Below are 13004 nucleotides of genomic sequence, written 5' to 3'. Positions count from 1 at the left end.
GTGAAAGATCACCCCTTTTTTCTTTTGATTGTCTTATTATTCAAATCAAAGTGCGGTGTAAATAAGCAAAGAATTATACGCCACATAAGCGAGAAATAACATTAGCCCTTCAAGGCGGTTAATCTGCCCTGTTCGTCCTTTGAACCCATAACCAAATAAAAACAGTAAGCCCGTCAAGGCGATCATAACGAGCATATCTCGACTAAACACTTCGGACGTTGCTTGAATTGGGGTAATAGCACCTGCAATCCCTACTACCGCAAGTGTGTTAAACAAGTTAGAACCAATAATATTGCCCACAGCGAGATCTAATTCATTTTTTCTCGCTGCCATAATAGAAGCTGCTAATTCAGGTAATGACGTACCGATGGCAACAATGGTTAAGCCGATAATTAAATCACTCACACCTAAATAAGTGGCGATATTTACTGCCCCCCACACTAATAATTGCGAACTGCCCATTAATAATACCAATCCAATGACTAACCATAATAAGGCGGTTTTTAACGGCATTCGTGATTTTTCTTTGAGTTCATCGGTAATGTCTTGCCCAAGGCTATCGCTTGAATGTTTTGTGCCTTGCCAAATTGTCCAGCCCATATAGAGTGTGAAGACTGCCAATAAAATCACGGCATCAAGACGAGAAATGGTGGCATCATAAATTAAACAAGCAGAAAGTAGGGTAACAAACATTAACACGGGCAATTCTTTTTTTAGCACTTGTGAATTGACGATAATTGGCTTAATAATGGCGGTGACACCTAAAATTAACGCAATATTGGTGATGTTTGAGCCATAAGCATTGCCCAGTGCAATCCCCGGGCTGTGGTTGAGGGCTGAAAGGGCAGAAACAATGATTTCAGGCGCAGAGGTGCCAAACCCAATAATAACAATACCAATTAATAAGGGCGACATCCCTAAATAGCTGGCGAGAGAAGCGGCACCATCAATAAAACGATCTGCACTCCAGACTAAAATCACTAATCCGATAAGTATAGCGAGAAAAGATAAAAACATTTGTTTGTCCTATAAATGATGAAAAGTAACGGATATTATCATTCTTATGAAAGGTTAATTAGAAAAAATAAAAGCCCATAAGGAGGATATGGGCTTTAAGCTCTTTTGGAATTAAATAGCTTTTATAAAAGGAGACAAATAAAAACTGCCAAAAGAGAAAATTGGCTCCTCCTGCTGGACTTGAACCAGCGACATACGGATTAACAGTCCGCCGTTCTACCGACTGAACTAAGGAGGAATAATTCTGTATCACAAGGAATTGGTCGCAGATGATAATGATCTGTCTTTCCTTTGTCAACAGTGAAATTAAAAAAATGTTGAAAAATTATATTCTTTTTTTATATCCACAGTGCCTGTGGATAAGTCTGTGGGTTCTTATTTGAAAAAATCGCTGATCCCTTGAAAAAACTAGGTATTTACTGATTAGCAATAAAATTGATTGTAAAATAACATTTTCTTATTTATCAATTGGTTAATAAAAATCTAGAAATTTTTTTAAAATTTTTTTTGATTTTGTGAGATTTCAATCTTGACAAATATAACTCTGTGTAAAACTTAATGTTTTGTTCAAGCCGAAAGGAAAAAATTATGCTAAAATTGACCGCACTTTTCTAATAGGGCGTTTTTTATGAGTAACAAAATTCACAGCAAACCGTTTATTCTGCATTCCGATTTTTCTCCCTCGGGCGATCAACCTCAGGCGATAGAAAAGCTGAGCGAAAATCTTAATGATGGTTTGGCTCATCAAACGCTACTTGGCGTAACGGGATCGGGTAAAACCTTTACCATTGCCAATGTCATTGCCAAACTTAATCGCCCCGCAATGTTGTTGGCACCGAACAAAACCCTTGCAGCTCAGCTTTATGCTGAAATGAAGACGTTTTTCCCTGAAAATGCGGTGGAATATTTTGTTTCTTATTACGATTATTATCAGCCAGAAGCCTATGTCCCAAGTAGTGATACGTTTATTGAAAAAGATGCGTCTATTAATGACCAAATTGAACAAATGCGTCTGTCTGCAACAAAATCCTTTTTAGAACGGCGTGATACCATTGTGGTTGCCTCCGTTTCTGCTATTTATGGTTTGGGTGATCCCGATAGCTATTTGAAGATGATGTTACATTTACAAACGGGCGCGATTATTAACCAGCGACAAATTTTAGCGAAATTAGCGGAGTTGCAATATACCCGCAATGATCAGGCATTTCAGCGCGGGACATTCAGAGTGCGGGGAGAAATTATTGATATTTTCCCAGCGGAATCTGATGATCAAGCGGTTCGTATTGAATTATTTGATGATGAAATTGAACGTTTAAGTTTATTTGATCCGCTCACTGGCGCCAATTTCGGTGCCGTGCCACGTTACACCATTTATCCGAAAACCCACTATGTTACCCCGCGTGAACGGATTTTAGATGCCATTGAGCAAATCAAAGCGGAGCTGGCGCAGCGCCGAGAGTATTTCATCAAAGAAAATAAATTGCTAGAGGAACAACGCATTACCCAACGCACTCAGTTTGATATTGAAATGATGAACGAATTGGGTTATTGCTCAGGCATTGAAAATTATTCTCGCTATTTATCTGGGCGTAAAGAAGGTGAGCCACCTCCGACGTTATTTGACTATATTCCCGCCGATGGCTTATTAATTATTGATGAATCTCACGTTACTGTGCCACAAATTGGCGGAATGTATCGTGGCGACCGTTCACGTAAAGAAACCTTGGTAGAATATGGCTTTCGATTGCCTTCCGCGTTGGATAATCGCCCATTACGTTTTGAAGAATTTGAACGCCTTGCTCCGCAAACCATTTATGTTTCAGCGACGCCCGGCCCTTACGAATTAGAAAAATCAGGTAGTGAGATTATCGATCAAGTCGTACGCCCAACGGGGTTACTCGATCCTGAAATTGAAATCCGCCCCGTAGCGATTCAAGTGGATGACTTACTTTCCGAGGCTCGCCAAAGAGCGGATAAAAATGAACGCGTTTTAGTTACTACACTCACTAAACGAATGGCAGAAGATCTGACCGATTATTTAGAAGAACACGGTGTGCGCGTGCGTTATTTGCATTCTGATATTGATACCGTAGAACGGGTAGAAATCATTCGAGATTTACGTTTAGGGGAATTTGACGTATTGGTCGGAATCAACTTATTACGTGAGGGCTTAGACATTCCCGAAGTGTCTTTAGTTGCAATTTTAGATGCCGATAAAGAAGGCTTTTTGCGTTCCGAACGATCATTGATCCAAACTATTGGACGTGCGGCACGAAATTTAAATGGTAAAGCCATTTTGTATGCTGATAGTATTACCAAATCAATGGACAAAGCTATTAACGAAACCAACCGCCGCCGTGAAAAACAAATGAAATACAATGAAGAACACGGCATTGTGCCACAAGCGTTGAATAAAAAAGTCGGCGAATTGCTTGATATTGGACAAAGTGCAACCAATAACAAAGCAAAAAGCAAGCAAAAACAAAAATCAGTGGCAGAACCTACCGCACTTTATCAACCAACCAGTACAAAAGAACTTCAGCAACAAATCAAAAAACTGGAACAACAAATGTACAAACACGCCCAAAACTTGGAATTTGAAAAAGCCGCTGCGGTACGTGATCAGTTGCATCAGTTAAGGGAAAGGTTTTTGGAGAACTAAATCTTATGTTTACAAGAATACATTAATCCGATTTCTCCACAGCAGTTTTCTGAAGACTGGTTTAAATAATTGAAAGTGAGAGCCTTATTTTCTATGAAAATAAGGCTTTTTTTATATGTTATTCGTAATGAAAACGAAATTCTTGTACTAAATCTGCACTGAGGCTTTTGGCGACAGGGCAGGTGTGAGCCGCGGCTTCGAGCGTGGTACGCGTGCGTTCATCAAGCGCTTTGTTAAGATAAAAATCTAATACAATACGTGCGACTCGGCGTGGGTTGAGCGCCATTTCTTTTTCTACTTCGATGCGTGTGCCTTGCAAATCCACGCCAAGATCTCTTGCTCGAATTCCCATAATTGTCATTGCACAGGCGGCAAGTGAAGCAGCAAGTAAATCTGTTGGTGAGAAGGCTTCACCTTTACCATTATTATCCACAGGGGCATCAGTGGAAATTTTGTTTCCACTCTGTAAATGGATTAAATCGTTGTGCAAATTGCCAGTGTAATGAATCGTTGAAATGTGTGCCATAGGAACTCCTTATTAGACTAATTTGTAGCTCAATTAGAGTAAAAGGAAAGCTGGGGAAGTGCAAGATATATTATTTTTTTATTTAGAAAAATAATGAGGGAAATTAAAGTGGAATAGGATGAGTTTGATTATTTTGATTTATGGAGAGATTAATAGGATTTTATAAGACTTATCTCTAAGTAACAAAAGAACGTAGAAAAAATAAAATGATACAAAATGCTGTTTAAATCAGATAAACAGCATTTTTATAAGTGCGGTGCTTTTTTCGTAAATTTAGTTTAAAAGCCCAAGTAAACCATCAATCAGTGGCACAATAGGAATAAATAATAAGGTGCTTGTGGTAACAATATTGGTAGCAAAAGACACGTCACCTTTGGATTCATTGGCAAGAATAGGCAATATGGCAAGAGCAGAAACGGAGGATTGTAGAATCAGCGTTTGTGCCTCAATCGTTGGCAATGGTAGCACGGTTTTACCTATAAAAATGAGAAATACCATAATCGCTGGGGCGATAGCAAATTTGCCGATGAGTGCGGTAATGGTGTCTTTATCAAATTTGAGGCTTTTTAATCCCGCATCATAAAGCGTGATGCCAATATAAATGAGTGAAAGTGGCGTAACCATTGCCCCTATATAGCTTAATGCGCTATGAATAAAATTTGGTACAGGAATATTGATGAGTAAAAAAATGAGGGCAACAAGAAATCCGAGTAACGGTGGAGGTAAAAGTTTTTTCCAGTTAAATAAGCGATGTGGTGATGATTGTGATTGGCTACTATCTCGTGCAATCAGCCAAGCGCCGAAAGTCCAAGTGGAAATGGTATTTAGTACATAATAGACCAAAAAATAAGGCATACTATTTTCACCAAATAATGCAATATTTAAGGGTAAGCCGATAAATATGGTATTAGCGTTTACTATCGTATTAATAAAAACGCCTTTCCGCCCAGCTTGAATATTGAAGGCTTTTGTCATTAACCACGCAATAATATAACCTAAGAATATTGCAGCAGTACCATAAATTAATCCATCTGATAGCGAAAATAATGTTTCACGAGTAAGGTAACTTAGCACAGAAATAAAAATAGAAGCCGGGAGGGCAATATTCATAATGAGTTTAGAAATATTGCCAGCAAAGCTGTCTGCAAAATAGCCTTTATGGCGTAAATAAAAGCCTAATATAATAATCAGAACGATAGATAAGACACTTTCAAGTGCGGTGAGAAAAAGCATTATATTTTCCTCTGTTGGAATAATTTCTTTTTTAGGATTATTTAGAAAGCGCTTTGTGAGATTAATTAATAAAAGCGCCGTCTTTTTTATAAAAATGCCGCCTGATTTTCAGACGGCATAGGCGTATTTAGCGATAAACGGCTTGCCACATTGCGTTTTGCACGCTTTGTACCCAGTTATCACTCTGTTTGGTTGCAACACCATCTTTTATTGCTTGTTTGGCGACGGCGACAGCCACCGTTGCTGACGAAGCGCGTAAATTATCTACTGGGGGAAGTAACGCCGCCCCTAAATCTTGTGGATTGACTTGGCTTGCAACAGCTTCAGCGGCAGCGAGCAACATTCCGTCAGTGACTTGGCTTGCCCCTGATACAATGACACCTAATCCTAAGCCGGGATAAAGCAGCGCATTGTTACCTTGTCCAATATAGAAAGCCGTTCCGTTATATTGCACAGGAGATACTGGAATACCCGTTGCGATTAAGGCTTTACCTTTTGACCAAGGGATTGCATCTTGCGGCATCACTTCAATACGCTCAGTCGGATTAGAGAGCGGTAATAAAATTGGACGTTCTACGCCTTCACAAAGTGCTTTAATGACTTCTTCAGTGAATGCACCGTGATCTGTGGAGGTGCCAATTAAAATGGTTGGTTTGACTTGTTTTACAACTTCTAACAAACCAATTTTACCCTCTGAACGTTGCCAATCTGCCACTTCAGTCGCAGAGCGCGCATATTCTTGCTGGTAATTCGGTAGATTTGGCATATCATCAGTGACCAAGCCATTAATATCAATGAGCCATACGCGTTTTTTGGCTTCTTCGCGCGAAAGTCCATTACGTTCCATTGCGGCACTAATTTGATCTGCCATTCCTGTTCCCGCAGTTCCCGCCCCATAGACGACAAGGCGTTGTTCAGCGAATGTTTGTTTCGTAACTTTTAAACCTGAAATGACTGCTGCCATAACAATTGCGCCAGTGCCTTGCATATCATCATTGAAAATACGGTATTTTTCACGATTTTCAACTAAGATGCGACGTGCGTTGGAAGGGCCAAAATCTTCAAAGTGCAAGAGGGCATTTGGGAACATTTCACTTGCTATTTTTAAATATTCATTAATTAAGTGATCATAGCGTTCACCACGCACACGAGCGTGTCTATTACCAAGATAAGTTGGGTCATTTAGCAATGCTTCGTTATCTGTACCAACATCTAAATTCACCGCAATGACACGGCTTGGATCGATACCCGCGGCGGCAGTGTAGACGGCAAGCTTACCAACAGAAATATCCGTTCCGTTCACGCCCCAATCGCCGATACCAAGGATTTCTTCTGCATCAGAACAGACTATGAGATCAACATCCTCTGCGCCAAGCCCTAATGTTTCAAAAGAAGCACGAATATCTTCTGGACGGTTCACATTTAAATAAACAGCACGAGAACGGCGATAATCACGACTCCATTGTTTTATTGCATCACCTACGGTTGGGTCATAAACAATAGGTAACATTTCGGCGAGATGATCGGTAAGAAGACGATAATAAAGCACTTCATTCCGATTATGTAGTTGGTCAAGGAAAATGTATTTTTCCATTGGTTTTTCATAACGCGAAAGCTGCTCATAAGCACGTTTGGCTTGTTCATCAAGGGTTTCCACAGCAGCGGGTAATCGCCCGGTTAAACCTAACTTATTACGTTCTTCAAGCGTAAAAGCCGTGCCTTTATTGGTTAGGGGATTAGTTAGAATATCAGGGGTATGACTCATTATTAACTCCTTATTTATGAAATAGATTATTTGTCGAGAGGTAAAATAGCTATTTGCTACTGAGTATAGGCGCATAAATAACAATTTCAAGTGGAGTGAATGTTATTTTTTTTTTTTTTTTTTTTTTTTTTTTTTTTTTCAATATATTGATTTTGGAAGGGTTTTTGTATAATTCGGGTTTTTGTTTATTTTGTTTTGTTATTTTTAGTAATGTAATTATTTTCATATGTATTGAAAAAGTAAATGCTCGTTATTTTGCGCATTTATTGTAACTTGGGTGAATTATTGCGTGATAAAAATATTTTGGGATGACCTAAAATAGTTTACAGCTAGAAATATTTGATGATGAGATTAACGCAGATGAAGGTTATTTTGGTTGTACGCTTAAAAGTAAGTAAGCGCACGAAGTTGTGAGTAAATTCTCTGTAATCTGGCTTCTCAAGTAGAACGGCAAGGCTTATACTATCTTGTACTGAATATGCAATTAGCTAGCTTTATTTCTATTACGATTAAAATTCTGACATAAAGAGATACACTATTAGAGCAATTTGGAGTAAACTTTCATTCTAAGACGTATCAATCTTCTTTTTACATCAAAAAATAATTAAAGGATATCCATATAATGAACTCACCTCGTCTTTTCTCGCTTTCACCATTGGCGATGGCGATTACGCTCGCACTTTTTCCTTACTTAGCACAAGGAAACCAAAATGATGCAGAAAACCGCCAAGACGCCGTGGCTAAATTAGCACATTTACCCGAAGCACAGGCTCAACCACATCAATGGCAAGATACAGATCATAATCATATTAATCAGGATAAACTGACGACTTTACGCGCGATGTTAGTGGATACGGGAGTGGATCTTCATACCTTTGAAAAAGATGAAATTTACCCTGAAAGCATTGTTGCTCACGGCTTTTCCTTCTATGATCCTGTTAGTCACCACATTACCACTCAACTTAGCCCAGATATGATAGACGATGGTCCAGAAATGCACGGAACAAAAATGGCGCGTGTATTATTAAACACTGCTGGCGGTGGTTCAATTTATCCAGTACAAGGCTTAGTAAGAAAAAGAGGTGAGCCAGTTCCCCATTGGCGAAACCGATTATTAGCAATGGGGGTGGCGAATGAAAGAAGCATTGCACAAACAGGGCGAGCGGCTCCTGTTGTAGCCAATATTTGGGTAGAAGGCATCTCAGAATATGCACAACCTGAATATATTGAAAAACTTGCTCATATTGCAAAACAAGGTTCTTTGTTACTCTTTGCAAATGGCAATGAACCACTTGATCCTGCGATTCCTAATGAACCTTATTCCTCTGTCTCAAGAATGCTTGCCCCGAACTCTGAACAACTTGATGAACGTTTAAAAGATAACGTCATCGCCATTACAGCGATTACGAAGGGTAAGCAAAAATATCAGCCTTGTGGAAAAGCGAAAAATTTTTGTTTGGCGGCAAATGCAGATACACCAATCAACTATTTTGATCCGATTCTAAAGCAATGGATTTATGCGGATATTCCTAATGGCACTTCTAGTGCAACCGCTTATGCGAGTGGCGTTGCGCTTGCTATTGCACAAAAATACGATTGGTTTAAAGCAAAAGATATTCGTAACACTCTCTTTACCACGGCAAATGATAAAGGTGAGACCGGTATAGATGTCGTTTATGGTGTAGGTGAAATCAATAAACAAAAAGCGTTAAATGGCTATGGACGTTTTGATGCCCAAAATAATAATGTGCTTGATGTAAATGGTATCGCAGAACGCTATTATTTTGACAATGATATTGGGGGCGATGGCGGCTTCACAAAACGCGGTGATAAAGAACTTGTTCTTAATGGTAATAATCGTTTTCAGGGAAAAGGGGTAATAGAACAAGGAAAACTCACCATTAACGGAACAAATACTGCGCAATTTGAAATTAAACAAGGTGCAACACTCGCAACGGGAACAAGCCCAAATAAAATCTCTACGGGAAGCCTTTATAACAGCGGGCGTCTTGAAGTTATCAATCCTTCACCATTATATATTGAGGGGGATTTTACCAATACGGAAACAGGTGAGATCAATACGGCAATAGGCTCAAGCATCAATGTGAGTGGGCAGGCAATTTTAAATGGCGTAATGCGAGTCAGCCAAATTACTCAGGGCTATGTTCCACAATCGGGGCGGAGAGAAGTGCTGTTGCGAGCAAATGAATTGGTCGATAATGGCATTCGTTTACACTTAGATTCTGCATTAGTTAATATCGCGGATACCATTGCCTTTGATCAAAATAAAAAACAAATCTATGTTGGATTACAACGTAAAAATATTAGCGAGGCACTTGATGATTTAACCCATACGATCACTCCACCATCTCCGCCGACGGATACAGTTATAACAAATAAAGAAAAAACGGATACAACAGTTTCCGCTCATTCAGAAAGTGCGGTAATAAATTTAGCAGATTTACCTGAAGCAGAAAAAAACTATTTTCCGAATTGGACAGATACAGATCGTTATCCAACAACCTCATCCTCTCATAAACCAGCTATCGCAATGTTAGTTGATACAGGAGTGGATCCTCGTACCTTCAAAGAAGGGGAACTTTATCCTGAAAGCGTTGCGGCTAAACCAAATCAAACACCGAGTTTTGAAGTACAACATTACTTTCAGCCAGATGTGAATGATCATAGCTTCCATGGTTCAAAAATGGGACGTATTTTGCTTAATACCGCAGGAACGGGTCAATTATATATCACTCAGGGAGTACGGGCTCCTAATAGTTCTTGGCGTTCAATCTTATCTGCCAGTTATGCTGCAAACCAACGTTTACAACAACAAACTCAAAAGGCTGCTCCCGTTATTGGAAATATTTGGAAAGATTTTATAGAAATACAAAATTATCAAGAGTACATCAATCAAGTACAAAATATAAAAGAACAAGGTTCTTTACAGCTTTTCGCAACAGGTAACGAAAGCAGTGAATATCACAGTGAAGCCGGTACTCAACCAGGGCGTACAATCATCGCGCTTATTGATAATAATACTGGGGATTTGCTGACCTCACTTAAAGATACAATTATTGCGGTAACAGGTGTGAAGAGCAATGGACAAAAAGTATTTCGTCCTTGTGGAAAAGCTAAAAACTTCTGTATAACATCTAATGTGGATACGCAAATTAGTTATTTTAATCCTGATAAAGGATATCGTGAAATTAGTCGTCCCGGTGGTACTTCTAGTGCTACGGCATATGCCAGTGGAGTAGCCCTTGCAGTAAAACAAAAATATGATTGGTTTGAAGCTAAAGATATACGCAACACACTGTTTACAACAGCTATTGATAAAGGTACCCCAGGTATTGATGAAACTTGGGGTGTTGGCGTAATTAATAAATCTCAAGCATTAATGGGATATGGGCGCTTTGATTCCCAAAATGATAACCGACTTACTGTCAATGGTATTGCAGAACGTTATTATTTTAATAATGATATTGAGGGTGATGGCGGTTTTACGAAATTAGGTGAAAAAGAACTCGTTTTCAATGGTAATAATAGCTTTAAGGGTGATGGGATCATTGAACAGGGTAAACTAACTCTAAACGGCTCGAATCAAGCCAATTTTATCGTAAAACAAGGAGGAACACTCGCATCTGGAACATTAGTTAAGCTTTCATCAAAAGATCAAAAAGCTCAACCGATAACATCTGGTAGTGTAAACAATTTTGGAATAATAGAATCACTTAATCAAACAGATTGGAATATCAATGGTAATTTAATTAATAACGCGACTGGCGTAATTAATAAAGCAATTGGTTCAACCATTAATGTGAGCGGTATAGCAAACCTTGGAGGCATAATGAATGTCGATCAAATTGCTCCATACTATGTGCCACAAAACGGCCGACGTGAAGTATTATTGCGTGCCAATGGGTTAGTTAATAATGGTATTCAACTTAATTTAAATCCTGCTTTAATTGATGTGGCAAACACAATTGTTTTCGATGAGAATAAAAAAGAGATTTATGTAGGATTACAGCGTAAAAGCGTTCAGCAAGCCTTAGAAGATCAAGATACTTCAAATGGGCATTCACCAGAAACACCTGTAATTAACGATAAAGTCACGCCTCCAACGGAAGAAACAGCTTCTACTGTTGAAACAGATAATACAACTGAATCCGCATCAAATGGTCATTCAGAGGAAACACCGACAACTGAAGAAATAACCGTTCCACCAACCACTGAAACAGCTTCTACTGTTGAAACTGACAATACAACTGAATCTGTATCAACTGAACATTCAGAGGAAGCATCAACAACCGAAGAAACAACTGTTCCAGCAACCACTGAAACAGCTTCTACTGTTGAAACGGGCAATGCAACTGAATCTGAATCAACTGAACATTCAGAGGAAACATCGACAACCGAAGAAACAACTGTTCCAGCAACGACCGAAACAGCTTCTACTGTTGAAACGGGCAATGCAACTGAGTCCGAATCAAATGGTCATTCAGAGGAAACATCAACAACCGAAGAAACAACTGTTCCAGCAACCACTGAAACAGCTTCTACTGTTGAAACAGATAATACAACTGAATCCGCATCAACTGGACATTCAGAGGAAACATCAACAACCGAAGAAACAACTGTTCCAGCAACCACTGAAACAGCTTCTACTGTTGAAACAGATAATACAACTGAATCCGCATCAACTGGTCATTCAGAGGAAGCGTCCTCGATAAATAAAAAGAATAAAGCGCAGAGAGCTTATTTAGGTGCAATGGAAGATGCAAGATTACTCGATCGCGTTTTAGAAAAACTCGATCAAGGCTATGCTTCACAGCAATTAAATACACAGCAAAAACAATGGGCAAACCGTTTATTCAATACAGATAGAACACATTTTACTGAATATTTATTCAGTCAAGGGATTCAATCATTAATACATCAGCAGCAAAGCTGGGTTAACCACGAGGCCTTTCAGCGTTTAAATTGGATTGCATCATTTTCACAAAAAAATCATACCGCACTTTGGATTAGTGGTGAAAATCGTTCTGCCTCGCCTGATGTTAGCCATATTAATACGACTGATCACTTTAATAGTGTGGCAATTAATGGTCTTCTTGTGGAAGGCAAACACCGATTCAGTTTCAGCATTAGTGAGCAGCGGCAGAAATATGAAGAGCATTACAAAGAGGTTGAAAAATCGTTTAATGAACGTGATGTTGCATTCCGTCTAGGCTATGGATATGAATTTATACCAAACTGGACGCTCTTAACAAGTTTTAACTACGGTGTAGGAAAATTAAAATATCAACAACAATTTAATACACAGAACACCCATTCACAAGGCAATACTCAATCTTATGCTTCAACCCTTGGCATTCATTGGTCACAACCTATTAATGCCCAATGGATATGGCATAATATCGCCAATATTGATTACACACATAAACAATTAACACATTTAATGTTAAATGATGATGTGAAAATTAATCGCTTAGTCACAGAGCAGACAAATATTGGTGTTATTTCAGAGCTAGAATACAAACTGAAAAACCTTACTTTATTCGGTCGCTTAGCTTTACAAAAAACCTTACATAATAAAAATCGTGGTCGCGTAAGCTATGCGACAACCTCAGTGGATATTGAGCAGTCTTATCGTCTCTATCCTGATTGGAAACCACTATTTGGCATTGGGATGGGCTATCAATATCATAATTGGCGTTTTTCTTTATCTGGAGATATGGCTAAAGATCATTATCATCGAGTTAATGTTTCTGTCGGTTATTCTTTTTAGATAGCATATT

At 38.9% G+C, this 13004-nt stretch carries 6 protein-coding genes and 1 tRNA gene; 2 read left to right on the top strand and 5 right to left on the bottom strand.

The features are described 5' to 3' along the window. Positions 1-45 precede the first annotated feature (45 nt). Both L4F91_RS06610 and L4F91_RS06605 read right to left on the bottom strand, forming a co-directional pair. Positions 46-1017, bottom strand: a complete 972-nt coding sequence (locus tag L4F91_RS06610; RefSeq protein WP_250349805.1) for a calcium/sodium antiporter — start codon at positions 1015-1017, stop codon at positions 46-48. A gap of 162 nt (positions 1018-1179) precedes the next feature. Continuing rightward, a tRNA-Asn gene (locus tag L4F91_RS06605) sits at positions 1180-1255 on the bottom strand. Positions 1256-1645: 390 nt separating this feature from the next. On the opposite strand from L4F91_RS06605, the gene uvrB reads away from it, so the two are divergent. Beyond that, positions 1646-3679 carry an excinuclease ABC subunit UvrB gene (gene uvrB, locus L4F91_RS06600; RefSeq protein ID WP_250349806.1) on the top strand — a complete coding sequence of 678 codons (2034 nt, stop codon included), beginning with the start codon at positions 1646-1648 and terminating at the stop codon, positions 3677-3679. 118 nt (positions 3680-3797) lie between these two features. Here uvrB and L4F91_RS06595 read toward each other — a convergent pair whose 3' ends face one another. From L4F91_RS06595 to L4F91_RS06585, 3 genes are all read right to left on the bottom strand, one after another. Further along, positions 3798-4205: an OsmC family protein gene (locus tag L4F91_RS06595; protein ID WP_395895515.1), complete on the bottom strand. Its 408-nt coding sequence runs from the start codon at positions 4203-4205 to the stop codon at positions 3798-3800. 273 nt (positions 4206-4478) lie between these two features. Beyond that, on the bottom strand, positions 4479-5438 hold the full coding sequence (locus L4F91_RS06590; RefSeq protein ID WP_395895513.1) for an AEC family transporter: 960 nt from the start codon (positions 5436-5438) through the stop codon (positions 4479-4481). Positions 5439-5565: 127 nt separating this feature from the next. Next, the gene (locus tag L4F91_RS06585; protein WP_395895511.1) at positions 5566-7203 is read right to left on the bottom strand and encodes an NAD-dependent malic enzyme; all 1638 of its coding nucleotides are present in this window, start codon (positions 7201-7203) and stop codon (positions 5566-5568) included. 622 nt (positions 7204-7825) lie between these two features. On the opposite strand from L4F91_RS06585, the gene L4F91_RS06580 reads away from it, so the two are divergent. Continuing rightward, complete coding sequence (locus L4F91_RS06580) at positions 7826-12994, top strand: S8 family serine peptidase (RefSeq protein ID WP_395895509.1); 5169 nt, start codon at positions 7826-7828, stop codon at positions 12992-12994. Positions 12995-13004: the final 10 nt, after the last annotated feature.

Source organism: Avibacterium sp. 20-126 (assembly GCF_044358625.1).
GTDB lineage: Bacteria > Pseudomonadota > Gammaproteobacteria > Enterobacterales > Pasteurellaceae > Avibacterium.
Note: the sequence above shows the minus strand (reverse complement) of the source record. Positions and strands in the feature narration are given on the sequence as shown.

Bases quoted from the DNA above. Each gene is read 5' to 3' on its own strand.
- L4F91_RS06585 (WP_395895511.1), bottom strand. From the start codon at position 7,203: ATGAGTCATACCCCTGATATTCTAACTAATCCCCTAACCAATAAAGGC.
- L4F91_RS06590 (WP_395895513.1), bottom strand. From the start codon at position 5,438: ATGCTTTTTCTCACCGCACTTGAAAGTGTCTTATCTATCGTTCTGATT.
- L4F91_RS06580 (WP_395895509.1), top strand. From the start codon at position 7,826: ATGAACTCACCTCGTCTTTTCTCGCTTTCACCATTGGCGATGGCGATT.
- L4F91_RS06595 (WP_395895515.1), bottom strand. From the start codon at position 4,205: ATGGCACACATTTCAACGATTCATTACACTGGCAATTTGCACAACGAT.
- L4F91_RS06610 (WP_250349805.1), bottom strand. From the start codon at position 1,017: ATGTTTTTATCTTTTCTCGCTATACTTATCGGATTAGTGATTTTAGTC.
- uvrB (WP_250349806.1), top strand. From the start codon at position 1,646: ATGAGTAACAAAATTCACAGCAAACCGTTTATTCTGCATTCCGATTTT.